A 26567-nucleotide genomic window follows, 5' to 3' on the forward strand; every position below is an offset into this window, starting at 1 on the left:
CCATGTGCGGAATCGTCGGGTACGTGGGGAGCGAGGACGCCTCGGACGTCTTGCTGGACGGCCTGAAACGGTTGGAGTACCGCGGGTACGATTCCGCCGGTGTGGCGGTTTTGAACGGCCCCGTTCTTGACATCCGTCGCAGCGTCGGCAAACTTCACAATTTGGACGTGTTGCTCAAAAAATCGCCCCTGGCCGGTCACGTGGGCATCGGCCACACCCGCTGGGCCACCCACGGCCGCCCCTCCGAAGAAAACGCCCACCCCCACCGCGACGCGTCGGGCCGCGTGGTGGTCGTCCACAACGGCATCATCGAAAACTATTCCGCGCTCAAAGCCGGCCTGCAGGCGCGGGGCGTCAAATTCGAATCCCAAACCGACACGGAGGTCATCGCGCACCTGATCGGCGAGGCCATCGCCCGCCGGAAGAAGAACGGCGCGCCCCTCGCCGCCCCGGACTTTTTGGAGGCCGTGCGCGAAACCCTCTCCGAGCTCAAAGGCACCTACGCCCTGGGTGTCGTGTCGGCCGACTGCCCCGGGGTGATCATCGGCGCGCGCCGGGAATGCCCCCTTTTGGTCGGCGTCGGCGAAAACGAATATTTTCTGGCTTCCGACGCGCCCGCGATCCTGTCGCGCACGCGCCAGGCCATTTTCCTCAACGAAGGCGACATGGCCCTTCTGAGCGCCGAGGGGGTCAAGCTTTACAGCGCCGAGACCGGCCAACCCGTCGAACGCAAAACGACCCACCTGCCCTGGGACCCGCTGCAAGCGGAGAAAGCCGGCTACCGCCACTTCATGTTGAAGGAAATCCACGAGCAGCCCCGCGCCATCGAAGACTGCCTGCGCGGGCGGTTGAACGTGGACGAAATCCGCGTCCACCTCGACACCCTGCGCCTCTCGGAAGACCAGATCCGGGCTTTCCGAAAAATCACCATCGTGGCCTGCGGCACCTCGTACCACGCGGGTCTTCTGGCGCGTTACCTCATCGAAAAATGGGTCAAGGCTCCCTGCGACGTCGAAATCGCCTCGGAATACCGCTACCGCGACCCGCTGGTGGGCCCCGAGGACCTGGTGGTGGCCATCTCCCAATCCGGCGAGACGGCCGACACCATCGCGGCCATCCGCCACGCCAAGGAAAAGGGCGCGCGCACCCTCGCCATCTGCAACGTCATCGGCTCGACCCTCTACCGCGAGTGCCACGGTAAAATCCTCACCCACTGCGGACCGGAAATCGGCGTGGCGTCCACCAAGGCCTTCTCCACCCAGGTGGTGGTGCTTTACATGTTGGCGCTTTACGGCGCCTTGATTCGCGGGTCCCTGCCGCGCCCCGACGTGGAAAAGATCATGCAAAACCTCCTCCACCTGCCCCATTGGGTGGGCGAGGCCCTGAAATGCGAGCCGGCCACCGTCGCCCTGGCCAAGAAATATTTCCACAGTCGGAATTTCCTTTTCCTCGGGCGGAACCTCAACTACCCCATCGCCCTGGAAGGGGCGCTCAAACTCAAAGAAATTTCCTACATCCACGCCGAGGGCTATCCCTCCGGCGAGCTCAAGCACGGGCCCATCGCGCTCATCGACGAAGACATGCCCGTCGTCGCCGTGGCCACCCAGGGCCGCGTCTACGACAAAATCCTCACCAATCTCGAAGAAGTGGCCGCCCGGGGCGGCCGGGTGATCGCCGTGGCCACCCAGGGCGACACCCGGATCGCCGCGTTGACCCCCGACGTGCTTTGGATGCCGGAGATGCCCGAATCCATGGCGCCGGCCGTCAACGTGGTGCCGCTTCAGCTTTTGTCGTACCACATCGCCGTGCTGCGGGGCTGCGACGTCGATCAACCCCGCAACCTCGCCAAATCCGTCACCGTCGAGTGACGACGTGAAGCGCGTCCTCGTCATCGGCGCCGGGCCGGGGGGCGAAGCCGCGGCGAAACGGGCCTCCGCCCGGGGCGCCGCCGTCACCCTCGTCGAAAAAAACCGCCTCGGCGGCCTCTGCCTCAACTGGGGCTGCGTTCCCACCAAAACCCTCTTGGAAGGCGGCCGTCTGTTGCACGCGGTCCGTGCCGCGGGTCCCGTCTTGACGGGCGGGCCCCTGTCCGTGGACTGGGAGGCCCTCCGTCGCAAAAAAGACGAATTGATCGACGGCCTCCGTCGCGCCCTGGAACAGGATTTGTCCCGCCGGGGGGTGCGGGTGGTGACGGGCGCGGCCGAGTTCGTCGACGGCCACCGCGCCCTCCTGCGGACGGCCCGGGGCGATGAAACCATCGAGTTCGACGCCGCGGTTCTGGCCACCGGTTCGGCGCCCGTGTTCCCGCCGCCTTTCGACGCGCGGCGCGGGGACGTGCTGGACTCGGACGGCGCCCTCGCCCTGGAACGCGTGCCCGGCCGCCTTTTGGTGGTGGGGGGCGGCGCGGTGGGCTGCGAGTTCGCGGGGTTGTTCGCCGAGCTGGGCGCGGCCGTGACGCTGGTCGAAATGAAAGACCAACTGCTTCCCGGTGAAGACCCGGCCGTGGCGCGGGTCCTGCAGGGGGCCTTCGAACGGCGCGGCCTCGCCGTGCGCCTCGAGACGGTGGTCACCGATTTCGACAAAACGGCCGACGGTTTCACCGTCCGATTTTCCCGGGGCGACCCCGCCGCTTTCGACCGAATTCTCGTTTGCGTCGGGCGGCGGCCGGTCACGGCCGGCCTGGGCCTCGAGCGCGCGGGCGTGGCGGTCGACGGCGGGCGCGTGGCCGTCAACGATTTGATGTTGACATCGGCGCCGTCGATCTACGCCGTGGGCGACGTCAACGGCCTGTCCCTCCTGGCCCACGCGGCCGCGGCCCAGGCCGAAACCGCGGTCGACGCCCTCTTCGGCGCCGCGCGCCCCTACCGCAACGACCGCGTGCCCCGCTGCCTTTACACCTGGCCCGAAGTGGCCAGCGTGGGCGAGTGGGCCGCGACGGCCCGGGCGCGCGGCGTCGACGTCAAAGCCCATCGGTTCTTTTTCAAAGGGTCGCCCAAAGCGTTGGCTTCGAACGAGGGCGACGGCTTCCTTCAAGTGCTTTCCGATAGGGCCGACGGGAAAATCCTCGGCGCCCAGCTGGTGGGACCGCACGCGACGGAACTGGTCCATCTCTTCGCCCTGGCCCTCGCCGGGGACATGCGGACCGAAGATGTTCACCGCGTGATCTTCGCCCACCCGACCCTGGCCGAGGGCGTGCGGGAGGCGCTGGCGCGATGAGCCCCGTCCTGTCCTGGCGTCCGCGTCTGCCCCGGCATTTGACCCGGACGGTGCCCGAAGGCGAAGCCCTCGCGGCGGTCCAAACGGCCCTCGCGGACGCCGCTTTCCCGACGGTGTGCCGCGAGGCGTGTTGCCCCAACCGCACCGACTGCTGGGCCCGGGGGACCCTCGCCTTTCAAATATTGGGCGCGGTTTGCACCCGCCGCTGCGCCTTTTGCGCCGAAAAAACCGGGCGCCCCGGCCCGGTGGACCCCGCGGAGCCCGCGAATCTCCTTCGCGCGGTTCAAAAACTGTCTTTGAAGCACGTGGTCATCACCTCGCCCGCCCGCGACGACCTGGACGACCAGGGGGCGGGGCAGTTCGCCGCCTGCGTCGACGCCCTGCGCACGGGCGCCTCCGGCGTCACCGTGGAGGTTTTGACCCCGGATTTCCAGGGCCGCCGTGATTTGCTAGAACGGGTGTTCCGCTCGGCCCCCGACGTGTTCAACCACAACGTGGAAACCGTCGAACGTCTGTCCCCGCGCGTGCGGGCCCGGGCCACGCACCGGGGGTCCTTGGCGGTGTTGTCGGCCGCGGCGGGGGCGGGGCTGCGCGTCAAGTCGGGCCTCATGGTGGGGCTGGGCGAAACCGAGGACGAGCTCTTGGCGACGTTCGCCCAATTGCGGGACGCCGGCGTGCGGAGGTTGACCGTGGGCCAGTACCTGCCGCCCGGGCCGGCCTTTTTCCCCGTGGACCGCTTTTACACGCCCGAGGAATTTCGCGCCCTCGGGCGGGCCGCCAAGGCGTTTTTTGAGAACGTGAGCGTGGGCCCCTTGGTGCGCAGTTCCTACCACGCCGACGAACTCTTGGAGACCGCATGACCGCGACCCCGCAACGAACCCCATTTTTCGTGTTTCACCAAGAAGCCCGCGCGCGGATCGTGGAATTCTCCGGCTGGGAAATGCCCATCCAGTTCGAAGGGATCTTGGCCGAACACCAGGCCGTTCGCCAACGGGCGGGGCTCTTCGATATCTCCCACATGGCGCAGATCTGGGTCACGGGCCCCGGCGCCCGGTCCACCCTGGATCGGCTCGTGACGAACGACGTGTCGGCCCTCAAAGACAACCGCGGTCTTTACGCGCTCCTCTGTCGGGAAGACGGCGGCGTGGTGGACGACCTCTACATTTACCGGTTGGAAAGCGGCCGTTATTTGGTGATCGCCAACGCGTCCCGGGCCCGGGCGGACTGGGCGTGGCTTCAAGCCCACCTCGGCCCCGAGACGGAGCTGGCGGAACAACCCCAGGCCGCGGCCCTCGCCTTGCAGGGCCCCCGCGCGGCGGCGATATTAAAAGAGCTCCTGCCCAACGCCGTCAAAATGCAAAAGAACGACGTGGCCGAGTGGCTTGTCCTGGGCCGGGAGATGGTGGTGGCCCGCACGGGGTACACGGGGGAGGACGGTTTTGAATTCTTCGGCCCCGCGGAGCACGTCCTGCCTTTCCATCAAGCGCTGATCAAAGCGGGGGCGCCCCACGGCTTGGTCCCCTGCGGGTTGGGCGCGCGCGACACCCTGCGGCTCGAGATGGGCTACCGCCTCTACGGCAACGATCTGGACGAGGGCCATTCCGCCCTGGAGTCCGGCCTGGGCTGGGCGGTCAAGTTGGGGAAAACCGATTTCATCGGGCGCGCCGCCCTCCTGAAGGAAAAGGAACAGGGATCGCGTCGGCGGATGATCGCCTTCCGTCTGAAGGAGCGCGGGGTGCCGCGCCACGGCCACGAAATCCTTTTGGGTGGAAACCCGGTCGGGGCGGCGACCAGCGGCACCTTCTCCCCGTCCCTGGGGGGCGGGATCGGCCTGGGGTACGTGGACAACGTGCTCTTTCCGCCCGCGGCCGAAAAAACAAACGCTTTGTCGCTCCGCATTTACGAACGGCCCCTCGCGGCCGAAATCGCGACGTTGCCCTTTTATCGAAAGACCACGCTCACGGGCGTGAACTGAGAGGCCCCCATGGATCCGAAAACGCTTCGTTACACCAAAAGCCACGAATGGATCGCCGCCGACGGCACCGTCGGCATTTCCGATCACGCCCAACACGAGATCACGGACGTCGTTTTCGTCGAGCCGCCCAGGGTGGGCCGTGCCGTGAAGGCCGCGGAGGCCTGCGCCGTGGTGGAGTCGGTCAAGGCCGCCTTCGACATCTACGCTCCCGTGGCCGGCGCCGTCGCGGCCGTCAACGACGAGGCGGCCAAGAACCCGGCGATCGTCAATCAATCGCCTTACGAAAAAGGCTGGCTTTTTAAAATCCAAATGACGTCGCCCGCCGACCGCGAAAAGCTGATGACCGCCGAGCAGTACGCCGCTTTCGTCAAAACCGGCGCGCACTGACTTTATGTTCGTCGCCCATACCCCCGACCAGAAAAAGGCCATGCTCGCGGCCGCCGGGGTCGCCTCGTTCGATGAGCTGATCGCCGGCCTCCCGCGGGAGCTCGTGCGCCCGCCGCTGCGCCTGCCCGGCTCCCTGAGCGAGATGGAACTTGTGCGCCACATGGAAGAGCTGGCCGCCCGGGACCACTTGGCCCATTCCTATTTGGGCGCGGGGGCCTACGAGCATTTCGTGCCGACCGCGGTGTGGGCGCTGGCCCTGCGCGGCGAGTTCGCCACGGCCTACACGCCCTACCAGGCCGAGGCCAGCCAGGGCACGCTCCAATCCATTTTCGAGTTCCAAAGCCTGGTCGCCGAGCTCTTCAAGATGGACGTGGCCAACGCCTCCATGTACGACGGGGCGAGCGCCGCGGCCGAGGCGTGCCTGGTGGCCGCCAAGCACACGGGCCGCGCCGAGGTGCTGGTGCCGGACACGGTGCACCCCCAGACCCGCCGGGTGATCGAAACCTATTTGGCCCACTCGGGCGCGCGCGTGGTGCGTGTGCCCACCCCGACCGGTGTGCTGGAACCCGCCGTTCTGGCCAAACACCTGGGCCCGCAAACGGCGGCCCTGCTCGTGCAGACCCCCAACTTTTTCGGCAACCTGGAGATCCACGTCGCCGAACTGTCCGACCAGATCCACAAGGCGGGGGGACTCCTGATCGCCTCGGCCTATCCGGTGTCCCTGGGGCTGTTGACCCCGCCGGGAGACTACGGTGCCGACATCGCCGTGGCCGAGGGCCAGCCCCTCGGTCTGCCGCTGGCCTACGGCGGCCCCTACCTGGGGCTCTTCGCCTGCCGCAACGAATTGATCCGCAAAATGCCGGGCCGCGTGGTGGGCCAAACCGTCGACAAAGACGGCCGCCGCGCCTTCGTGCTCACGCTCCAGGCCCGGGAACAACACATCCGCCGGGAAAAGGCGACCTCCAACATCTGCACGAACCAGGCCCTGTGCGCCCTGGCGTCCACGATTTACCTGTCGCTGGTGGGCAAAAGCGGTTTTCAAAAGCTGGCGGAGCTCAATTTCCAGAAGGCCCACTACGCCCGCGAGGTCCTCGCGAAACGGGGTTTCGCGCCGGTTTTCGATCATCCGTTCTTCAACGAGTTCACGGTGCGCTGTCCCGCCCCACCCGAAAAGATCATTGAAAAGTTGGCCGTGAAACGCGTGTTGGCCGGCCACGCCCTGGGGTACTACCACCCCGACCGAAAGGACCAGCTGCTGGTGTGCGTCACCGAACTCAAAACCAAGGCCGACATTGACCAGTTCGGCGAACTGATGGCGGAGGCCGCCCGATGAGCGAGACCGTGATCGAACCGTTGATTTTTGAAAAAAGCGTGCCCGGCCGCGCCGGCCTGCCCTGGCCCGCGTGCGATGTCCCGACGACGGACGTGGCCCGCCAGGTGCCGCCCGCCCTCTTGCGGCGGACCCCGGCGGCGCTTCCGGAAGTGTCGGAGCCCCAGGTGGTGCGCCACTTCACGCGGCTGTCCCACCTCAACTTTTCCATCGACACGAATTTCTACCCGCTGGGGTCCTGCACCATGAAACACAACCCCAAGGTGAACGACCGCGTCGTGCAGATCCCCGATTTCGCGGGCCTGCACCCCCTGCGGCCCCACGAACTCAGCCAGGGGATCTTGGAAATCCTGTTCGAGGTGGAACGCTGGCTTTGCGAATTGTGCGGGATGGACGCCTTCACCCTTCAGCCGTCGGCGGGGGCCCAGGGCGAATTGACGGGTATTTTGGTGGCGCGGGCCTACCACGAACACCGGGGCCAAAAACGCCCCGTGGTGTTGATCCCCGACTCGGCCCACGGCACCAACCCGGCCAGCGTGGCGGTGGCGGGCCTCACGGCGGTGACGGTCAAGTCCACCCCCGAAGGCCACGTGGACGTCGACGACCTCACGGCCAAGCTCACCCCCGAGGTCGGCCTGGTGATGATGACCCTGCCCAGCACGCTCGGGATGTTCGAGCCCCGTGTGAAGGAGATCGCTAAAAAGGTGCACGACGCCGGCGCCCTCTTGTACATGGACGGCGCCAACTTGAACGCCCTGGTGGGCCTTCTGCGCCCCGGCGACGTGGGCGTCGACGTGCTGCACGTCAATTTGCACAAGACCTTCGCCACGCCCCACGGGGGCGGCGGCCCGGGCGCGGGCCCGGTGGGCGTCAAAAAAGCGCTCGAACCCTTTTTGCCGTCGCCGCGGGTGGCCAAGGAGGACGGCGTTTTCCGACGGAAATTCGACCGCCCCCACACCATCGGCCGGGTCCACGGGTTCCAGGGGAATGTGGGTGTTTTGATCCGCGCCTACGCCTACATGCGCCTGCAGGGGGTGGAAGGGTTCCGCGAAATGAGCGAGAACGCCATCCTGGCCGCCAACTATTTAAAGGCCAAGCTGACGCCGCTGTTCCCTAAAATGCCGGCGGGACCCTGCATGCACGAGGTGGTGGTTTCCGGCGAAGGGGCCTTCGGCCCGGGGGTGAAAACCCTGGACGTCGCCAAACGGTTGTTGGATTACGGGTTTTACGCGCCGACGATTTATTTCCCGCTCATCGTGCCCGAGGCCATGATGATCGAGCCGACGGAAAACGAAACCAAGGAAACGCTGGACGTTTTTGTGGACACTTTGAGGACCATCATCGAGGAAAGCAAACGCGATCCGGAGAAGGTGAAGGGCGCGCCGCACACCACGCCCGTGCGCCGGTTGGACGAGGTGAAGGCCGCCCGGGAACCGCGCCTGCGTTATTTTCCCAACTTGCCGTAACTCGAAACCACGATATACAGGCCCATCAGGGTCATAAACACCCCGAAGGACAGTTTCAAGGCCGCCCCGCTCACGCGGTTGGCCAAAAACCCGCTGGCCCAGGCCGCCGCGAAAAGCGACAGGGCCATGACCGCGGCCGCGCGCACGTCCACGTTGCCATTGCGGTAGTAGGCGAAAACAGCGCCCAACCCCACCGGGAGCAACAGCACCGCCAGGCTGGTGCCCGTGGCCCGGTGTTGATCGAACCCCGCGAAATACACCAGCGCCGGCACAATGATGGCGCCGCCGCCCACGCCGAAAAATCCCGACACGATTCCCGCCGCCAGGCCGATCAGGACAAAAACGCCCGTGTTCTCCACGTCGTCAGTCTTGAATCAACTTTTGAGTTTCGTTGTTCGAGTTGGTAATCACCTTATTGGCCGCGGCGGCGACGCGCTTGGCCTTTTGCACGTCTTCCGCCAAGCTTTGCGCGTAGGCCACGGCCGCGTTGCGGGGCGGCGGGGGTTCCGACGAAACGGGCGGGGGCGGCGGCGGGGCCTTTTTGCAGGCCGCCAAGGCCGCCAGGGCGATCACAGCGAGGATTCTATTCACGGGAGGCTCCTAGATGGAATCCGTGGCGGGATTGTCTTCCACTTCGATCTGCAGGCCGCCGGCCATTTGGGCCACCCAGTTGTAGAGCACGGCGAACAAATAACCCATCACAAAGCCCAAGCCGCCGTAAAAGAGCGGCAAGGCCACGACCGCCCCCACGCCGAACAGCAGTCCCATCAGGGGCTTGCCCGACTTGGCGGCCATGGCGGCGGTGCCGCTGCCCACCAGGGAGATCAAAGCGAAAAAAGCCCCCAGCAACAACCCCAGCAGGGCGTACAACAGGCCGCTCACCTTCGCGACGGACATGGCGTTGAATTTCTTGATGATCATCTGTGTCTCCTAGGAGGATTTGTTGGGAAAGGACACTTCCAGCACCACGCAACCCACATCGGTTTTAAAGGGGCCGTGGAGCTCCCCCGGCGGCCGGCTGGCGTAGTCGCCGGGTTCCAGCCAGCGGTTGAAGGATTTGTCGAACAGCCGCCCGCTCACGATGAACACTTCCTCCGGGTAGCGGTGGGTCTTGCCGCCGAAGGGCGCGGTGTCCGCCCCGGGGAGGAACCGCGTCAGACGGGTGTATTCGCCGGTGCCCTCATCGATGCTGAGGGTTACCTCTTCGGCGATGCCTTCCAAGCCTTTGACGGGGGTCCACTTGGACCGTTGCGCGGGGTCCAGGGGATTCCAATAGAGGGTCGTTGATTTGGCCATCGCGAATCAATAGTAACAAGAACGTCCTTCAAACGGAATCGATAAATCGCTCCTCCGTTAGTTGTCTGTTCCCGCCGCAAGGGATCGTTTCTTATTGGACCGTTGTTTCAGGAGCCACCATCCGCCGGCGCCCCAGAGGAGGCTATTAACAACCATCGGAAGGTATCCAAACAATCCACCAAACACTTTCCTGATGAAGAAAGGCGCCCAATGCGTCAAAGGATAAACGATCGGCCAGAACAAAACGTTTGAAACGAACACGGCCGATTTTTCAATCGGGGTCGGGGACGCGCCGGTGTCAAACCGATCCATGCCCGCGGTGAATGTGAACACCATCAGCCCCACGCTGAAGAAGGCGTGGATAGCCGTCAATATTCCAATCGTCCAGGGTTTGTTTTTCAGGACTTTAAGATGCATTGATCAAGAGCCCCTTCGGCATGGAAGAAGGTTCCTACAGGGCGCGATTGTAGCCTTAGTGCGAGACCCTAAGATTTGAAGCAAAGACTGATATTGCGCTCCTTCGATAAAATGGCAGAACTTTGTAATGAAAACGGGCTGAAATGATTGGTTGGCGGAGCAGATATGCTTACTCGTCTGATTCATACAGCAACTCATCAAATTCCATTGGCTTCAACTTTTTAATCCGTCGTTCAACATCTCGATCATATGTTCGGTCGTTTGGTTCCTGGCGCTTCTGCTTTTTCCTTGCATACTGTTGAATAAATACGCCCATCTTGGATTTGAGTTCCTTCTTTCGTTTATTCAATTTTCAAACACAGAAAGCATTCAACTTTCCGTATTCAGGGGGGCCTTGGAGAAATTTCGTAGGCCCGATTTGTTGATATTCATTAATAAGCCAAGAACGTACCCTGATTCGTTATTTATCCAGAACATTACCGGTGAGGATGGACAACAGTGGTCCAAGCTAGCACTCCCGACCGATACGACGAAGCGCTTTCGCAGCTGCCGCGCGGACATGCCCATTCTTATCGTTGGCTAATGTTTCCAGGTGTGGCGCGACCTCGCCGGGACCAAATTCGGCGGCCAATTCGCAGGACCAAATGCGATATCGTGGTGACTCGCTATTTCGCCATATTATAAAAAGCTCACGCCAGTTTTCGCTGGTGGGGTGGGTGCGCAACGCCCACGCAGCGCCCTTTCGAACATTCTCGGAAGGGTCATTGGTGAACAGCTGAAGGACTGCAGTGTAATCAGATATTCGCCAGAGCGTATTTAAGGCAGCGATAGCCGCGCATCGCGTGGCGGGGGATGAAGAGGCTAGGAGCGATTGGACTAATTCATGCGCACCCGAAAGCCTGAGTGTTGCGGCGGCGTTGCATGCAGCGCGAAGCACGAATTGCTCGGGATCCCTCAATGCATTGCAAACCAAGGGCTCGGCGTGAGAGCCGTCGGGGTGAGAGCCGATGCTTTCGATCGCAGCCCGTCTCACATGTGGGTCCGAAGAAGATGCGTAGCCCGCTAGAGTTTCGAGTGCGTCCGGTCCAGGCATAGATTGTAACGCCTGAAAAGCCGCCCACCGCTCTGGGGTGGATCCGTCGATTGCGGCCTTCAATTCCTCGAGCGAAGCGCTGTATGGAATTGCAGTGCCTTGCCATGTCTTCGGACGTTGATCCATTAGTGTCGCGCCTTTGATGTCCGGCCGCTGCGCCTATCTTTTGGATTAACGGGGTGGGTGCGCGGGCAATTTGTAATAGACAATTCAAGACCGTTTAATGTTTGATCGAAAAATAACCGGCTTCCATCAGTGAAAAAGATGCCGACCTCTCTCCTTCGGTGACGCACCACTTCCCGAACAATTTTTCCCCGTAGGATACGCGTGGCTGTAAAGGCTTCGCGTTTAAGAGGTATCTTTTTCATACTAACCCACCAAGTCTTCAATAATAGATTCAGCGAAGAGTTTTGTTTTGCTTGTTTAATGTTTCGTGCGAGTAGTAACGTCTGACCTCCGCGGCGGACCGATTTGTGGTCCGCCGCGGGAATAAATCGCTAGGCCTGATTAATTTTTTCCAATAGGCCATAGAGTTCGGCCTCTGCTTTCCTTAGAGTTTGCTCTTTTCCATGCCGCGCGTCTTTAAAAGCTTGCCAAAACCGGATGACCGCAACTTTGCCTTTCTTGGGCAATACAATAGCAATTGGATTAAATTCTTTATCGCCGCCCCAATGACGGAAGATTTTTGCTTCCAGCGGCATGGTCTTTCTCCATTCACTCCGAAGCGACCAGTTTAAAGTGACAACATGAGTCTCGAGTTTTGGGAGTATTGTTTTTTCAACATAGGGTTTCCAATTTGGGCTTTCGGAATAGACAAATAGGATTCGTTTCCCATGGGTTTCCCACTTCTGCCCAAACATGATTTTTAGCCGATACCCTTTAAACTTATGAAGTGTGATAAAGATGGGAATTAATGGAATAGCAACAACAGTGAATGCCACAAGCAAAGGCAACCAAATTGGCATGGCGACCAATATCAAAACCGATCTGAACAATGGTTTTAATTTTTTCTCTTCCATACCTGCTGTCGGCGTCCGCTGCAACGAATGGTTAAACCGATTTCTTATTTTTTATCCGCTTGATCATGGATATCAGTGTTGAGTTTTTTATTTGTTTTGATGTTGAGTGGCTTTTGCTGCTTTTATAAAACTTGGTCACCCATTTGGTTTCCCGCTTTACATCTCTCTTAAGGGCAAGTTCCTTGACTGGGGCAAGGTCGCCATCTTTGTAAGCTCGAATTGCAGTTCTTTTCGTTGCGTGGAAGCTCCTGGCCATATACTCCTCGATTGGGACTATCATAGAGTTCAGCTACGGCGCGCTGTGTGCGCCGTCGGCTGCAATAGCTTGTTAGGTCGGTTGTGAATCAAATTCAATTCCACAATATGGACAAAACTTGATAGCCGGGGAAACCTTAAAAGGGTTGAGGTTTTGTGAAACTATAAGCCCAAGATTGCCCCCACATCTTAGACACCTAAGATGATATAGGAGCAAGAAAATGGAGATAAAGGCAATTGCAAAGCCACATATACCGATAATATTTGCGATCCTGAATTTTGTCCCGAATAGCATTCCGCTAGCGAAAATGGCAAAACCAGAATAAGTCAGAGCCACCAGTTTGAACTTCGCCGCCGCGATTTTGTCCCGAATGGTCATCAATTCTCCCGGTCTAACGCATGGATTCAGCTGCGGACAGTGTCCGACAAGCGGGCGGTGGGTGTCGACCGCAACGACTTTTTGGTGCATTACGTATAGCCATAGAGATCTTGTGGCTCTAACTCTTTGAATGTTCCCAACTGGTCTTTTGAGAATCCCCCGGCTTCAACCGCCGCGAATTGGATGAAGAAAAATTTTTTATTTTTGCGGAAACCCTGAACTATGACCCGAACTAAACCCTCTCGAATGGGCTCGCGAATAATATGTGCCGTGAAAGGGGCCAAATCCTCTGGGACAGATATTCCTAAGCTTTCCGGAATTGCGCATAGTTCCTGAAAAGACAGCGAGGCCAATCGTTTAAGTTGAACCTCAACGAATTCGCGCTCCGCGTCTGAGAGTGAATCTTTATAGACGTAAATGGGCATTTATTAGCAACCCAATGTTAAAATGCAGCGGCGAACGGCTGTGTGGTCATTCGATGAGAACGTCGAGTTAAGATGAGAACGTCGAGTTAAGTGGATTTCCATTTTTCCAAAAATCAACGAGTTCTTCCGCAATAGATAAATCCCGTGCGCCCTTTGGTTTTAGTCCCATACGTTCCAACTGTATTTTGCTGAGGTGTTCAGCTAGTTCGATGGCAGTTATACCTGAGTCGAGCATTCTCACAATATTATAGGAGTACATGTCGTACTCATCTTGATTGGCTTCGCTTATCACGCCAATGGGGTCCCACTTCCTGAGCAATTCCATAACCTTGAGATGACCCACGGCGTCTTGGCGCTTCAGATAATCGGAATTATTCAATTAGCATGCCTCTGCCCCTTGCCTTGCATTTATACATTGATGATCAGTCTCGTAGATTTAAGTCGGACAGTCTAATTTTACCCCATCCCGGGGATTTCGCAAGATATTAAAAGTATCCCCAAAAACGACGCGTTTTTTCGGTGGGTTTCGGTATAGGGAAAGGATAAAATTTGTTTTATGCCTGCTCCAAAAAGCGTTGTGGCCTGCTCCCTTGGCTTTAAAACGCCCACCCCGGCTCGGTTGATGATGGACGGGCCTCTGCCCGGGGCGGAGAGCATGGCCAAGGACCAAGCTCTGTTAGACGCCGCGCCCCATGCGACGGCGCCGGTGGTCCGATTCTTCCGTTGGAAGGAACCCACTGTCAGTTTTGGCCGAACGCAGAAAGAAGACGACGCCCGCGTTTTTGCCGCGTCGGTGGGGGTGAAAGTTCTGGTCCGCCGTCCCACGGGCGGGGGGATGGTGTTGCACGACAACGATTTGAGTTTATCCATCGCCTGGCGGCGGGGAGCGGCGGGGTTTCCCACCTGCATCAAAAACGTCTATCGAGTCGTTCATGAAGCTCTGGCCGAAGGTTTAATTGCCGAGGGCTACGCCGTGTCCCTCTATCAGCCCACGCCCCAGCGCCTGCCGGGACAATGTTTTGTGGAGCCCGTGGAGGCCGACGTCATGTGGGAGGGGAAAAAAGTGATCGGCGGGGCCCTGCGCGTGGCCGCCGGGGGGCGGCTCTATCAAGGGGACATTCAAACCGCCACCCTGAGAGCGGACCCGAACCGTGTGTTGCGCCGGGCGGTGGCCGCCCTGGGCCGGTTATTTCTGTTTCGGGACGACGAAGTCCAAAACTTCCGTTAATGACTTGACCGCGCGCACGCCCTTCGGGGCGGCGTCGTGACGGTCGAGCAGGAGCGCCGCGAGGCCCGCGTTGACGGCGCCGTGGTAGTCCTCGTGCAGGCTGTCGCCCACGTGCACGGCCTCGTGGGGGCGCACGTCGGCGTGTTTGAGCGCCTTTTGGAACAGCCGCCGGTCGGGCTTGACCATCCCCTCAATCGACGACACCAGCAAAAACTCCACTTCTTTCGTCAGCCCCATCCGCTCGGCCAAGGTGACCAGCCGGGTGTCCCAGTTGGACACCACGCCCACGCGGTACCCCTTCTCCCGCAGGGCGCGCAGGGTGGGCAGAGCGTCGTCAAAGTAGCGCCAATGGGCGGGGTGGGCGAACTGGCTGTAGAGATCCTCGAAATACCGCCGGAACTTGATGGCCGCTGGGAAGTGGCGCCCCATGACGCGCTGGACCATTTTTTGCCACCAGGCTTTTTCGGCCCGGTCGCTTTTCAAATACTCCACCCCGTGGCGGGTTTTCCAGGCTTCCAGGAAGCTGGCCTCCACCTCTTTGACCCGGGGGCGCACGCCGTGTTTGCGCGCCACGCGGGTGTAGATGTGTCCCACCGAGGGGTACGCCCGGAGCAGGGTGTTGCCGGCGTCGAAAAAGACCGCCCGATAAGACGACGGCGGCCTTACGCGCGCCGTCGGGCGGCCTGTTTTTCTTTCCATCGCAATTCTTTTTCCTTTTTCTTGATGTCGTCCCAGTTCGCCACGACGTCGGCGGCGGTCTTGAGCTTCAGGCCGCCGAAGACATGGGGGTGGCGGCGGACCAGTTTTTTGGCCAGGCCATCCACCACGTCGGCCAGGGTGAAACGGCGTTTTTCAGCCGCGATCTGGGCGTGGAAAAGGATTTGGAGCAGCAGGTCCCCCAGTTCTTCGCAAACATCGTCGGGGTCGCCCTTATTAATGGCGTCGGCCACTTCGCGGGATTCCTCCCGCAGGTATTTGAGCAGACTTTTGTGGGTCTGTTTGCGGTCCCAGGGGCAGCCCCCGGGGCCCCGCAGGCGGGCCATCAGCGCCACCAGGTCTTTAAAGCCATAGTTCTTTTTCATAAGGGCCCCATTTTATCAGTTTGCCTTTTGGTAGAATTTCCGGACGGCACCTTCATGGCCTTTTACCCCGCCTTTCTGGATCTCTCCCACAAAGATTGCTTGGTGATCGGGGGCGGCGTGCTGGCCCTGCACAAAACCCGGGCGTTTGTGGAATTGGGCGCGCGGGTGACGGTGGTGGCGCCACGGGTCAAGCCCGATTTTGCGCGCTTGCGCGGGGTGCGGGTGGTGCGGCGCGGGTTCCGCCCCGGGGATTTGGCGGGGCAGCCTTGGCTGGTGGTGGCCGCGACGGACGACGAAGCCCTGCACGCCCGCGTGGCGGCCCTGTGCCGACAGCGGCGGATTTGGGTCAACGTGGTGGACCGCCCCCCGTTGTGCGATTTTATCGTGCCGTCGGTGACGCGGCGCGGGCCCGTGACCTTCGCGGTGTCCACGGGCGGGGCCAGCCCGGCCGTGGCGAAATATTTGGGTGCCGCGTTGCGGCGGCGGTTCGGCCCCGAAGTGGGGCGCCTGGTGAACGAATTGAAGAAACTGCGGCCCCGGCTGCTCGCCGTGCCCATGGCGGAACGGCGGGCGGCGTTGGCCGGGTTGGTCAACGACCGCTGGGTGTCGCGATTTAAAAAAGAGGGCCCCCGCGCCGCGGCGGCGTTTCGACGGCGGGCGGCGGCATTGTTGGATCGGAGCGTGCGTGCAAAAGCTTGAAGCGCTGTTGTTCGATTTCGCTTTCATCGGCTACCTGGCGGCGACGATTTTGTACCTCGTTTACGTTCGGAGCCGTGACGACCGCCACAGCGGGCGGGGGCACCGAATCCTGATCGCTTCGGCCGCCGTCCACACCGTCAGCCTGGGGCTGGGCCTGTGGGTCGAGGCGCACCGGCCGGGTCACGTGGCCTTCGGGTTCTGGAGCAATTGGTTCGAAAGCCTGTCGCTGTTCTCCCTGCTTATCGTCGGGGTGTTCCTGGCCGTGCAAACCCGGGCGCGGTTGGCGATTCTCGGGGCGTTCGTTTTGCCCTGGGCGGTGGTCTTGATGGGCGTGGGGCTCGCCCAGGCGTTTTTGGCGAGCCCGCGATGCCCCTTCGCTTCGGTCGAAGATTTGCTCAATATCCTGAACGCCACCCGCCGCCTGCCCGACCTGCCGGTGACCTTCGGCGCCTTTGTGCATGTGCCTCTTATTTTCTTCAGCTACGCCGCTTTCGCCAACGCCTTCGGCATCGGGTTGGCCTTCGTCATCGGCGAGCGGCAGATCAAATCCAAGCGCCCCAACGCGCTGTCGTACCGGTTGCCCCCTTTGGAAGAAATGGACCGCATCATCGCGCGGCTGGTGGCGGCGGCCTTCCCGGCGTTGACGGTGGGTCTGCTGCTGGGCCTGCGTTGGGCGCGGCTCGCCTACGGCACGACCTGGGCCTGGGACGCGAAGGTGCTGTGGTCCGTCGCCATATGGGCCGTGTACGGCTTTTATTTGGCGGTCCGCTACGGCCTGGGCTGGCGAGGCCGCCGCACGGCGTACCTGTCGCTGGCGGGGTTCGGGCTGGTGCTGTTCAGCTACACCGCGGCCAATTTCTTTTCCAAATTCCACGGTTTCGTCACGGGAAAGCTCGGATGAAACGCCTGCGCCTGGTGGGGGTGTCGCACCGCACCGCGCCGGTGGAATGGCGCGAACGGTTGGCCGTGCCCGACGACCGCCTGCCGGCCCTCGTGGAACGTTTGCGCGCCCGCGCGGCGGTGGAGGAGGCGGTGGTCCTCTCGACCTGCAACCGGGTCGAGGTGTACGCCGTGACCGAAGCCGACGACGCCGTCCGGTTGCGCGGCGAAGTGGCCCAGTGGCACAGCGACCCCCGCCTGGCCGAAACCTTTTACCAGCACGACGATGACGCGGCCGTGCGGCACCTGTTCCGCGTCGCCGCCGGGCTCGACTCGCTGGTGATCGGCGAAGCGGAGATATTGGGCCAGGTGAGGCGCGCCTACGATTTGGCGAAACAGGCCGGCGCCACGGGCAAGCTGACGAATGTGCTGTTCCAGCGGGCGATGTACGTGGGCAAGGCCGTGCGCACCCAAACCAAAATTTCCGAAGGGCCGACGTCGGTGCCCAGCCTGGCCGTGTCGCTCGCCGAGAGGATATTCGGCGACCTCGCCGCTTGCCGGGCGTTGGTGGTGGGCGCGGGCGCCATGGCCGAACTGGCCCTGCGGGCGCTCAAAAGCCAAAAGGTGGCGGAACTCGTTGTCGCCAACCGCACGGCGGAAAAAGCCGCGGCCCTGGCCCAGGCCATCGGGGCCCGCGCGGCGCTCTTCGCCGACTTAAGCAAGGAGCTCGCCCGCGCCGACATCGTGCTGTGCTCGACGGGCTCGCCCGAATTCATTTTCCGCGAGCCGCAGGTGGCCGCGGCCCTCCACGAGCGGCGGGGCCGGTCGCTCTTTTTCATCGACATCGCGGTGCCCCGCGACGTCGACCCCGCCGTGGACGCCCTGGACAACGTGTACCTGTACAACGTCGACGATTTGGAGGGCCTGGTGGCCGAGAGCCGCGGCCGCCGGGAAACGGAAATCCTTCGGGCGGGGAGTTTGGCCGACGTCAAGGCCGGGGAATTCGCGCCCTGGTACGAATCCTGGCGGGCCGGCGTCCGCGCGGCCCTGCGTCACGGCGACCGCGACATGGCGACCGCCGAAATGGAGGCCAACGGATGACGCGCCTGCGCATCGGCACCCGGGGCAGCGCTCTGGCACTGGCCCAATCGAACCACGTCAAAGCCCGGCTCGAGGCCCTTTCGCCGGAAGTGGCGGTGGATTTGCTGATCATCAAGACCACCGGCGACAAAATGTCCGAAAGCGCCCTCGGCGCCATCGGCGGCAAGGGCGTGTTCATCAAGGAGATCGAGGAGGCGTTGTTGGACGGGCGCGTGGATTTGGCCGTTCATTCGCTGAAGGACGTGCCCACGGATTTGGCTCCCGGCTTGGCGCTGTCGGCGGTTTTGGAGCGCGAGGACCCGCGCGATTGCCTGGTCTCGCGCTTCGGCGAGCAACTGTTGGAGTTGCCGCGCGGGGCCGTGGTGGGCACGAGTTCCCTGCGGCGGCAGGCGCAAATCCGCGCGGCCAAAAAGGGTCTGCGCGTGGAAGACCTGCGCGGCAACCTCGACACCCGCCTCGCCAAGGTCTCGCGGGGCGACGTGGACGCCGCCGTGGTGGCCTACGCGGGCGTGCGGCGCCTGGGCCGCGCGGAGGAAGTGTCGGAGGTGATTCCCCTCGACATCATGTTGCCGGCCCCGGGGCAGGGCTTTGTGACCATCGAAACCCGGCGCGACGACGAGCGGGCGCTCCCCTGGGTGGCGCGGTTGAACGACCCCGCCGCCGAGCGCGCGGCGCGGGCCGAGCGTTCGTTCTTGGCGGGGCTGGGGGGCGGCTGTCGTGTGCCCTACGGCGCCCACGCCCGCGAGGAGAACGGCCGCCTGGTGTTGGACGGCCTGGTGATTTCGGTGGACGGGCGCGAATCGGTGCGCGGCCGCCGGGAGGGCGACCCGGCGCGGGCCGGCGCCCTGGGGGCGGAACTGGCCCGGGAATTGATTGAACGGGGCGCCCTGGCGATTATTGAAACGTTGGCCAAATAGGATCGACTATGAAACGATATTTCTCGATTGTGGACCGAAAACTTCAAGAGGGGGGCGGGCCCGAGAGCCCGGTGTGGCTCATCACCGCGCCCACGGAAGAGGAGCAAAAATCCCTGCTGGCGGAACTGAAGATCGACGAGCACACCCTGCACTCCGCGCTCGACCCCGACGAACCCGCCCGCCTCGAGTACGAACCCGACCACACGGCGATGATTTTCAACCGGCCCAAGAATTACTCGGAAAAGGACAAGTTCCTTTTTAAAATCGGCTCCCTCGGCCTGTTCCTGTTTGAAAAGCGGTTGGTCATCGTGACGGTGGACGACGTCCCCCTGTTGAGCGGCAAGGGCTTCAACGCCATCGATTCGGTGTCCGACGTGCTTTTGCGGGTGCTCAACCGGGCCATCGGCCATTTCCTCGAGCACTTGAAGGTGATCAACATGATCGCCGACGACATCGAGAAGAAAATCAACTCCTCCATGGAAAACAAACACCTGCTCAATTTGTTCAGCCTGGAGAAATCCCTCGTTTATTATTTGAACGCCATCGCCGGGAACGACGCCGTGTTGACGCGCCTCAAAAACAGCGCCGGTCGGCTGAACTTTTCGCCCCACCTCGTGGAATTTCTGGAAGACGTCATCATTGAAAACACGCAGTGTTACCGCCAATCGGAAATCTATTCCAACATCTTGGCCAGCCTGATGGACGCGCGGGCCTCGATCGTGAGCAACAACTTGAATATTTTGATGAAGACCTTGAACCTCATGACCATCGTCATCATGATCCCCACGCTCATCGTCAGCGTTTTTTCCATGAACGTCACCATACCGCTCGAGAAACACGAATTGGCTTTTTGGTTCATCGTGGCGCTGGCGGTCATTTCGGGCGTCGGGGTGTTGATGTGGTGGAACTACTTCATTAAAACCCTCCACAAAAAACACAAATGACTCAACGTCCGTCCGTCGGCAGGGTGTCGCTGGTGGGCGGGGGGCCCGGACGGCCGGACCTTTTGACCTTGCGCGGCGCGGCGCTGTTGACCCGGGCCGATGTCGTGGTGTTGGACGCCTTGGTCGACCGCGCGCTGTTGCGCCATGGCCGACCCGGCGTCCGTGTCGTGGACGCGGGCAAGCGCGGCCACGGCCGCGCGCTCATGGGCCAACCCGCCATCAATCGTCTTTTGGTGCGTCTGGCGCGCGCGGGGAAAAACGTCGTGCGCTTGAAAGGCGGGGACCCCTGCCTCTTCGGCCGCGGGGGGGAAGAGGCCGAGGCCCTGGCCGCGGCGGGCGTTCCCTTTGAAATCGTGCCCGGGGTGTCCTCCGTGACGGCCGTCCCGGCCCACGCCGGGGTGCCCCTGACCCACCGGGACTTCACCTCCACCGTCACCGTCGTGACCGGCCACGGCCAAGCGCCCAACCGGTATTGGAGGGAGTCCGCCTCCCGGCCCGCGCGACCCGCCGTGGATTGGAAGGCCCTGCCGCGCGACGGGACCCTGGTGGTCTTGATGGGTTTGAAAAACGCCGCGACCATCGCCGCCGATCTGCTTCGCGCCGGTTGGGCGCCGGACACGCCCTCCCTGGCCGTGGCCTCGGGCACGTTGCCGGAACAAAAGACGGTCCGGGCCCCCTTGGCGGAATTCGGCGCGGCCCTGCGGCGCGCGCGGCTGTCGCCCCCGGGGCTCTTGGTGTTCGGCCGGGTGGCGGGCCTGGGCCCCAAGCTGGATTGGTTTTCGCGCCGGCCGCTCGTTGGCAAAAAGATTCTCGTGGCGCGACCGGCCGAACAGGCCGGCCCGTTGACGTCCCTGTTGGAAGAGCGGGGCGCCCGTGTGGTGGAGTGCCCGGCCATCCGCATCGACCCCTTGAAGCCCTCGTTCGCTGTACGCAAAGCCCTGCGGGCTTTCGATTTCGACGGCGCGCTGTTCACGAGCGTCAACGCCGTCCGCCACGCCCGCCCCCATCTGCCCGCGGGCTGGCCCCCGCGCGCCCGGGCTTACGCCGTGGGCCCCAAAACCGCCGACGCGATGGCGGCGGCGGGGATCCCCGTGACGGGCGTCGCGGGAGAGTACAACGCCGAGGGGCTCGCGCGCATCTTGAAAAAGCCCCTGCGCGGAAAAAAGTTCCTTTTCCCCCGGGCCGAATCGGGCCGCGACGTCTTGATCCGCTTTTTGGAAAAGGCCGGGGCGACCGTGACCCTCTGGCCCGTGTACCGCACGACCCCCCTGGCCCCGCCCCGGCCCGTGCGGCGGGATCTGTTGTCGGGGCGTTTCGACGCGGCGGCTTTCACCTCGTCCTCCACCGTCGAGGCGGTGCTGGGGGCGATTTCGCCGGCGGCGCGGCGAAAAATATTCAAAGGGACGCGGGCCCTGTCCATCGGGCCCCTCACTTCGAAAACCCTGCGCGCCCACGGGGCGGGCCGGGGCCTCGTGGAAGCGCGGGGCGCCACCGTGGAGTCCATGGTGGACGCCCTGGAAAAGGCCTGGGCCCAGCGATGACCTCGGTCCCCATGGACCGCCTCGCGCGCGTTTTGCGCCGGGCCCTCGCGGCCGGCGGCCGTGTGGTGCGCCGGGGCGCGGGACGCCGGTTCACCGTCGCGCACAAAGGCGTGGTCAACATCGTGACGTCCGTCGACAAAGCGGCGGAGCGCGCCATCCGCCGCGTCATCGCGGGGGTCTTCCCCGACCACGGATTTTTGATGGAGGAATCGGGCGCCCGTCCGTCGCGCTCCCCCTACCGTTGGGTGGTGGACCCCCTGGACGGCACGGTCAACTTCGCCCACGGCCTGCCGATTTCCTGCGTGTCGATCGGTCTGGAAAAGGACGGTCGGGTGATCCTGGGCGGGGTGTTGGACCCCTACCGACGGGAGCTGTTCACCGCCGCGCGGGGGAAGGGCGCGCACCTCAACGGGCGGCGGCTCCGGGTGTCGCGCACGGCGAAACTCATCGACGCGCTCCTCGTCACCGGCTTTCCCTACGACCGGTACAAAAAAGCGGCCTACTACCTGTCGTTCGTCGAGAGGTTCATGAAGCGGACCCAGGGCCTGCGCCGCCTGGGGGCGGCGGCCCTGGACCTGGCCCACGTGGCCGCCGGGCGGTTTGACGGCTATTGGGAATTCAATTTGCAACCCTGGGACGCGGCGGCGGGCCTCCTTCTCGTGCAAGAGGCCGGCGGCCGGGTGACGAATTTTCGGGGCGCGCCCTACACGCTCGCGGACACGTCCCAAACCCTCGCCTCCAACGGGCGGCTTCACGACGCCATGCGTCGGCTATTGTCGGATAAAGTAAAATAGCGCCATGCCGTTCCCCCAAGTCCGTCCCCGACGATTGCGCGCCTCCGACGGCGCGCGCCGCCTGGTCCGGGAAACCCACCTGACCCCGGCCGATTTCGTTCAACCCCTGTTTGTCCGTCCCGGCAAGGGCGAACGCCGCCCCGTGCGGTCCATGCCGGGCGTTGCCCAAATATCCGTCGATATCGCCGTGAAGGAAGCCCGGGAGTTGCGGCGTCTGGGCGTGCCCGCCGTGATCCTCTTCGGCGTGCCGGCCGTGAAAGACGCCGCCGGAACCGACGCCGCCAGTCCCGACGGGATCGTGCAAAGGGCCGTTCGGGCGATCAAGGACGCCTGCCCCGACCTGGTGGTCGTCACCGACCTCTGTTTGTGCGAATACACCGACCACGGCCATTGCGGTGTGTTGACGGGCGCGGGCCGCGCGGCCGTCATCGACAACGACGCGACGTTGGATTTGCTGGGGCGCATCGCCCAAACGCAGGCGGCCGCGGGGGCCGACTGGGTCGCCCCCTCGGGCATGATGGACGGCGCCGTGGGCGCGATCCGCCGCGCGCTGGACGAGGGCGGACACGCGGGCACGGCCATCCTCGCCTACGCGGCCAAGTACGCCTCGGCTTTCTACGGGCCTTTCCGTGACGCGGCCCAATCGACCCCGGCCTTCGGCGACCGCCGCTCGCACCAGATGGACGCCGCCAACGCCCGCGAAGCCCTGCGGGAGGTGGCCCTCGACGTCAAAGAGGGCGCCGACATGGTGATGGTGAAACCCGCGTTGTCCTATTTGGACATCGTTCGCCGCGTGCGCGACCGCTTCGACGTGCCGGTGGCGGCCTACAACGTCTCCGGCGAGTACGCCCTGGTCAAGGCGGCCGCCCTAAAAGGCTGGATCGACGGCGACCGCGTGATGGAAGAAATCCTCCTGTCCATCAAACGGGCCGGGGCGGACGTGATTTTGACGTACCACGCGCGGGAGATGGCGCGCCGGCTCGTTTGAAGAGTGCGCGATTCCTGGCGCTGGCCTTGCTGGCCGGGTGCGCGCCGCGCTTGTTTGTGAAACCGCCGGGCGACCCCGCCGCGGGCGTCCTGGTCCGCTGGTGGGGCCATTCCTGTTTTTCTTTGACGGACAGCGCGGGACGGACGATCCTGATCGACCCCTTTGACGACAGCGTCGATTACCCGGCCCCGACTCCGCGGCCGGACGCGCTGTTGGTGACCCACGCGCATTTCGACCACGCCAATTTTCCCGGGGCGGCCCCGGAACCGTTGTTGAAGCCGCCGACCCGGGAGCCCGACACCGAGGATTCCAACGGCCCGGGGCGCGGTTCGCCGCGCCGACCGGCGCCGCCCCGATGGCCCTACGCCGTCGTGCGGACCACGGGGACCCACACGGCCGCGGGGGTGGAAGTGGTGGGCGTGTCGGCCGACCACGACGACCAGGGCGGGCGTCGGCACGGATTCACCGCGGTGTACGTTTGGGGCATGGGCGGGCTCCGGTTCGCCCATCTGGGGGACATCGGCCAAGCGTCCCTGCGGCCCGATCAACGGGCGGCCCTGGCCGGGGTCGACGTGCTTTTTGTTCCGGTGGGGGGAAAAACCACCGTCGACGCGGCCGGCGCCTGGGCCTTGATAAAAGAAATCGCCCCCCGGGCCGTTGTGCCCATGCATTACGGCACGGCGCGCGTTCGTTTTTTTGAGTTCGAGCCGATCCATGTGTTTCTGCGGGACGCCCCGAACGTTCGCTGGCTCGACGGGGACACGTTCCGCGTCCGCCGCGACGACCTGACGTCGGACACCGCGGTGTACGTGCCGGCCCCCCCGGGGACGGTCAAAAAGGAGGCCCCATGACGCGATCCGAGGAGTTTTTCAAATTGGCGCAGCGCACCTTTGTCGGCGGAGTCAACTCGCCGGTGCGGGCGTTCAAGGCCGTGGGCGGGACCCCGATTTTCTTTGAGCGCGCCCGGGGCGCCCACCTGTTCGACGTGGACGGCCGTCGGTTTGTCGATTACGTGGGCTCCTGGGGGCCGATGATTTTGGGCCACGCGCACCCGACGGTGGTGAAGGCCGCCGAGCGGGCGCTGGAGCGGGGCTCCTCCTTCGGCGCGCCCTGCCCGGCGGAATTGGATCTGGCCTGGCTCGTGCGCGACGCGGTGCCTTCGGTCGAATTGATCCGCTTCACGAGCTCCGGCACCGAGGCCTGCATGTCGGCCCTGCGCCTGGCGCGGGGCTTTACGGGCCGCAAACTGGTTGTGAAATTCGCCGGCTGTTACCACGGCCACGGCGACAGCCTGCTTGTGGCCGCGGGAAGCGGCGCCCTCACGCTGGGCACGCCGACCTCCCAGGGCGTTCCGGAAGAACTGGCGCGGCTCACCCTGGTGTTGCCCTACAACGACGCGGCGGCCCTGCAAAAAGCTTTCAAACGGTTCGGGCCCAAGATCGCGGCGGTGATCGTCGAGCCCGTGGTGGGAAACATGGGGGTCGTCGCGCCCTCGGCGGAATTTTTGGAGACCCTGGACCGCGTGCCGCGCAAAAACGGCGCGCTTCTCATCGTCGACGAAGTGATGACGGGATTTCGCGTGGGGCCCGGCGGGGCCCAGCGGGCCCTGGGGCTCCGGGCCGACCTCACGACTTTCGGCAAGATCATCGGCGGCGGCTTGCCGGTGGGCGCCCTGGGCGGGGCGCGGAAAATCATGGAAAAGCTGGCCCCGCTCGGGCCCGTCTACCAGGCGGGCACGTTGTCGGGCAACCCCGTGGCCATGGCGGCCGGGGCGGCGACGCTGGCGCTCCTTAAGCGCGAACCCCCTTACAAAGTGCTTCAGGACCGCACGGACTCGCTCACCTACGGCCTGCGGGCCATCGCCCGCCGCCACCGGCGGGACATCACCGTCAACGCTTTCGGGTCGATGTTCACGCTGTTCTTCACCCGGGGCCCGGTGTCCGATCTCGTGTCCGCTGAAAAGGCGGACACGCGCGCCTACGGCAAATTCTTCCACGCGCTGCTCAAGCGCGGGGTCTATTTCCCGCCGTCCCAGTTCGAGGCGGCTTTCGTGTCCGCGGCCCATTCCCCCTCGGACATCGAGAAAACCCTCGCCGCCGCGGACGCCGCCTTCCACGAGGTCTGATGGCCGACGTTCTCTGGCTGTCCGAAAAAGACGTGGCCGACCTCCTGTCGGTCGAAAGCGCGTTGCCCATGGTGGAGGCGGCCTTCGCCCAATTGGCCCGGGGCGAGGCCCAAATGCCGCCCAAGTTGTACCTGGAGTTTAAGGAATACAACGGCGACCTGCGGGCCATGCCCGCCTACCTGCCCAAAACCGCCTGCGCCGACGGGCGGCCCTACGCGGGCGTCAAGGTGGTCAACTCGCACCCGGACAACCCCCGGCGCGGTCTGCCGACGGTCCAAGCCATCTACATTTTAAATGACCCGGAGACCGGGGCCCCCTTGGCGGTGATGGCCGCCGGGCGGCTCACCGACGTGCGCACCGGCGCCGCCGGCGGGGTGGCCGCCAAGCATTTGGCCCGTCGAGATTCGAAGGTCCTGGGGCTTGTGGGCGCGGGACGCCAGGCCGGCGCGCAATGGGAGGCCCTGTCGAGCCTTTTCCCGTTGACGGAAGTGCGGGTCGCCGCCGCGACCGAAGAGGAAAGCGCCGCTTTTTGTCGCCGCCACCACCGCCCCGGGGGGCCGTTGCTCCGTCCCGTGGGAATCCCCGAGGCCTGCGACGCCGACATCGTGGTCACCACCACCCCCGGCCGCCGCGTGGTGGTGCGCCCGGAGTGGATCAAGGACGGCACGCACATCAACGCCATCGGCGCCGACGCCCCGGGCAAGCAGGAACTGGACGCCGGCGTGCTGCAAAAGGCCCGCATCATCGTCGACAGCCCCGAACAGGCCATGCACTCGGGGGAGATCAACGTGCCGTTGACCACCGGGGCGATTTCGCCGCGGCACATCGCCGCCTCCCTCGGCGAAGTGGTGATCGGCAAGAAGCCCGGGCGGGTGACCGAGCGGGACATCACCGTTTTTGATTCCACCGGCCTGGCCATCCAAGACGTGGCCGTGGCCGCCTGCGTTTACCAGCGCGCTGTTCAACTTCAGAGAGGGACGAAAGTCCCTCTCTAATCCAAGAAAAGAGATC

At 63.6% G+C, this 26567-nt stretch carries 30 protein-coding genes; 19 read left to right on the top strand and 11 right to left on the bottom strand.

Annotated elements, in window-relative coordinates; genetic code table 11:
• The first annotated feature begins 2 nt into the window (after positions 1 to 2).
• The 7 genes from glmS to gcvPB are packed head-to-tail and all read left to right on the top strand — an operon-like array spanning position 3 to position 8374.
• Positions 3 to 1868, top strand: a complete 1866-nt coding sequence (gene glmS / locus IPI56_01460; protein MBK7544409.1) for a glutamine--fructose-6-phosphate transaminase (isomerizing) — start codon at positions 3 to 5, stop codon at positions 1866 to 1868.
• Between the two features lie 4 nt (positions 1869 to 1872).
• Complete coding sequence (gene lpdA, locus IPI56_01465) at positions 1873 to 3216, top strand: dihydrolipoyl dehydrogenase (protein ID MBK7544410.1); 1344 nt, start codon at positions 1873 to 1875, stop codon at positions 3214 to 3216.
• A complete protein-coding gene (locus IPI56_01470) occupies positions 3213 to 4076 on the top strand; it encodes a lipoyl synthase (protein MBK7544411.1) in 864 nt (287 codons plus the stop codon). Before lpdA ends, IPI56_01470 begins: the two co-directional genes overlap by 4 nt.
• Entirely contained in the window at positions 4073 to 5191 is a 1119-nt protein-coding gene (gcvT, locus tag IPI56_01475; GenBank protein MBK7544412.1) for a glycine cleavage system aminomethyltransferase GcvT, read from the top strand. The genes IPI56_01470 and gcvT overlap by 4 nt, the downstream gene beginning before the upstream one ends.
• 9 nt (positions 5192 to 5200) lie before the next feature.
• Positions 5201 to 5578 carry a glycine cleavage system protein GcvH gene (gcvH, locus tag IPI56_01480; GenBank protein ID MBK7544413.1) on the top strand — a complete coding sequence of 126 codons (378 nt, stop codon included), beginning with the start codon at positions 5201 to 5203 and terminating at the stop codon, positions 5576 to 5578.
• A 4-nt stretch (positions 5579 to 5582) separates the two neighbouring features.
• On the top strand, positions 5583 to 6911 hold the full coding sequence (gcvPA, locus tag IPI56_01485) for an aminomethyl-transferring glycine dehydrogenase subunit GcvPA (protein ID MBK7544414.1): 1329 nt from the start codon (positions 5583 to 5585) through the stop codon (positions 6909 to 6911).
• Positions 6908 to 8374 (top strand): aminomethyl-transferring glycine dehydrogenase subunit GcvPB, encoded by a 1467-nt coding sequence (gene gcvPB / locus IPI56_01490; protein ID MBK7544415.1) that lies wholly within the window; start codon positions 6908 to 6910, stop codon positions 8372 to 8374. Before gcvPA ends, gcvPB begins: the two co-directional genes overlap by 4 nt.
• On the opposite strand, the gene IPI56_01495 is transcribed toward gcvPB, so the two are convergent.
• From IPI56_01495 to IPI56_01535, 9 genes are all read right to left on the bottom strand, one after another.
• Entirely contained in the window at positions 8353 to 8733 is a 381-nt protein-coding gene (locus IPI56_01495; protein MBK7544416.1) for a sulfite exporter TauE/SafE family protein, read from the bottom strand. The genes gcvPB and IPI56_01495 overlap by 22 nt on opposite strands.
• Before the next feature lie 4 nt (positions 8734 to 8737).
• Complete coding sequence (locus IPI56_01500; protein MBK7544417.1) at positions 8738 to 8965, bottom strand: hypothetical protein; 228 nt, start codon at positions 8963 to 8965, stop codon at positions 8738 to 8740.
• Between the two features lie 9 nt (positions 8966 to 8974).
• Positions 8975 to 9295 (bottom strand): hypothetical protein, encoded by a 321-nt coding sequence (locus IPI56_01505; GenBank protein MBK7544418.1) that lies wholly within the window; start codon positions 9293 to 9295, stop codon positions 8975 to 8977.
• 9 nt (positions 9296 to 9304) lie between these two features.
• The gene (locus IPI56_01510; protein MBK7544419.1) at positions 9305 to 9670 is read right to left on the bottom strand and encodes a cupin domain-containing protein; all 366 of its coding nucleotides are present in this window, start codon (positions 9668 to 9670) and stop codon (positions 9305 to 9307) included.
• 57 nt (positions 9671 to 9727) lie between these two features.
• Complete coding sequence (locus tag IPI56_01515; protein MBK7544420.1) at positions 9728 to 10087, bottom strand: hypothetical protein; 360 nt, start codon at positions 10085 to 10087, stop codon at positions 9728 to 9730.
• Positions 10088 to 10595: 508 nt separating this feature from the next.
• Positions 10596 to 11306 carry a HEAT repeat domain-containing protein gene (locus IPI56_01520; GenBank protein ID MBK7544421.1) on the bottom strand — a complete coding sequence of 237 codons (711 nt, stop codon included), beginning with the start codon at positions 11304 to 11306 and terminating at the stop codon, positions 10596 to 10598.
• A gap of 371 nt (positions 11307 to 11677) precedes the next feature.
• Positions 11678 to 12223, bottom strand: a complete 546-nt coding sequence (locus IPI56_01525; protein ID MBK7544422.1) for a hypothetical protein — start codon at positions 12221 to 12223, stop codon at positions 11678 to 11680.
• 699 nt (positions 12224 to 12922) lie between these two features.
• Complete coding sequence (locus IPI56_01530; protein MBK7544423.1) at positions 12923 to 13258, bottom strand: hypothetical protein; 336 nt, start codon at positions 13256 to 13258, stop codon at positions 12923 to 12925.
• 67 nt (positions 13259 to 13325) lie between these two features.
• On the bottom strand, positions 13326 to 13637 hold the full coding sequence (locus tag IPI56_01535) for a hypothetical protein (protein MBK7544424.1): 312 nt from the start codon (positions 13635 to 13637) through the stop codon (positions 13326 to 13328).
• A gap of 177 nt (positions 13638 to 13814) precedes the next feature.
• Between IPI56_01535 and IPI56_01540 the strand changes: the two genes are divergently transcribed.
• Positions 13815 to 14486, top strand: a complete 672-nt coding sequence (locus IPI56_01540; GenBank protein ID MBK7544425.1) for a lipoate--protein ligase family protein — start codon at positions 13815 to 13817, stop codon at positions 14484 to 14486.
• On the opposite strand, the gene IPI56_01545 is transcribed toward IPI56_01540, so the two are convergent.
• A complete protein-coding gene (locus IPI56_01545) occupies positions 14445 to 15185 on the bottom strand; it encodes an HAD-IA family hydrolase (GenBank protein MBK7544426.1) in 741 nt (246 codons plus the stop codon). The genes IPI56_01540 and IPI56_01545 overlap by 42 nt on opposite strands.
• On the bottom strand, positions 15149 to 15568 hold the full coding sequence (locus tag IPI56_01550) for a MazG family protein (protein MBK7544427.1): 420 nt from the start codon (positions 15566 to 15568) through the stop codon (positions 15149 to 15151). The genes IPI56_01545 and IPI56_01550 overlap by 37 nt, the downstream gene beginning before the upstream one ends.
• 54 nt (positions 15569 to 15622) lie before the next feature.
• Here IPI56_01550 and IPI56_01555 point away from each other — a divergent pair, with 54 nt between their 5' ends.
• The 11 genes from IPI56_01555 to ala are packed head-to-tail and all read left to right on the top strand — an operon-like array spanning position 15623 to position 26551.
• The gene (locus IPI56_01555; protein ID MBK7544428.1) at positions 15623 to 16267 is read left to right on the top strand and encodes a bifunctional precorrin-2 dehydrogenase/sirohydrochlorin ferrochelatase; all 645 of its coding nucleotides are present in this window, start codon (positions 15623 to 15625) and stop codon (positions 16265 to 16267) included.
• On the top strand, positions 16254 to 17168 hold the full coding sequence (ccsA, locus tag IPI56_01560) for a cytochrome c biogenesis protein CcsA (GenBank protein MBK7544429.1): 915 nt from the start codon (positions 16254 to 16256) through the stop codon (positions 17166 to 17168). Before IPI56_01555 ends, ccsA begins: the two co-directional genes overlap by 14 nt.
• Positions 17165 to 18247, top strand: coding sequence for a glutamyl-tRNA reductase (locus tag IPI56_01565; protein MBK7544430.1), 1083 nt, complete (start codon positions 17165 to 17167; stop codon positions 18245 to 18247). Before ccsA ends, IPI56_01565 begins: the two co-directional genes overlap by 4 nt.
• Complete coding sequence (hemC, locus tag IPI56_01570) at positions 18244 to 19164, top strand: hydroxymethylbilane synthase (GenBank protein ID MBK7544431.1); 921 nt, start codon at positions 18244 to 18246, stop codon at positions 19162 to 19164. Before IPI56_01565 ends, hemC begins: the two co-directional genes overlap by 4 nt.
• 8 nt (positions 19165 to 19172) lie before the next feature.
• Positions 19173 to 20108, top strand: coding sequence for a magnesium transporter CorA family protein (locus IPI56_01575; protein ID MBK7544432.1), 936 nt, complete (start codon positions 19173 to 19175; stop codon positions 20106 to 20108).
• Positions 20105 to 21649, top strand: a complete 1545-nt coding sequence (gene cobA, locus IPI56_01580) for a uroporphyrinogen-III C-methyltransferase (GenBank protein ID MBK7544433.1) — start codon at positions 20105 to 20107, stop codon at positions 21647 to 21649. Before IPI56_01575 ends, cobA begins: the two co-directional genes overlap by 4 nt.
• Positions 21650 to 21660: 11 nt before the next feature.
• Positions 21661 to 22443 carry an inositol monophosphatase gene (locus IPI56_01585; GenBank protein MBK7544434.1) on the top strand — a complete coding sequence of 261 codons (783 nt, stop codon included), beginning with the start codon at positions 21661 to 21663 and terminating at the stop codon, positions 22441 to 22443.
• Between the two features lie 4 nt (positions 22444 to 22447).
• A complete protein-coding gene (gene hemB, locus IPI56_01590; protein ID MBK7544435.1) occupies positions 22448 to 23431 on the top strand; it encodes a porphobilinogen synthase in 984 nt (327 codons plus the stop codon).
• Positions 23428 to 24282 (top strand): MBL fold metallo-hydrolase, encoded by an 855-nt coding sequence (locus IPI56_01595; protein ID MBK7544436.1) that lies wholly within the window; start codon positions 23428 to 23430, stop codon positions 24280 to 24282. The genes hemB and IPI56_01595 overlap by 4 nt, the downstream gene beginning before the upstream one ends.
• A complete protein-coding gene (gene hemL, locus IPI56_01600; protein ID MBK7544437.1) occupies positions 24279 to 25556 on the top strand; it encodes a glutamate-1-semialdehyde 2,1-aminomutase in 1278 nt (425 codons plus the stop codon). The genes IPI56_01595 and hemL overlap by 4 nt, the downstream gene beginning before the upstream one ends.
• On the top strand, positions 25556 to 26551 hold the full coding sequence (gene ala / locus IPI56_01605; GenBank protein ID MBK7544438.1) for an alanine dehydrogenase: 996 nt from the start codon (positions 25556 to 25558) through the stop codon (positions 26549 to 26551). The genes hemL and ala overlap by 1 nt, the downstream gene beginning before the upstream one ends.
• The last annotated feature ends 16 nt before the right edge of the window (positions 26552 to 26567 follow it).

It is taken from the genome of Elusimicrobiota bacterium (assembly GCA_016706425.1).
Taxonomy (GTDB): domain Bacteria; phylum Elusimicrobiota; class Elusimicrobia; order FEN-1173; family FEN-1173; genus JADJJR01.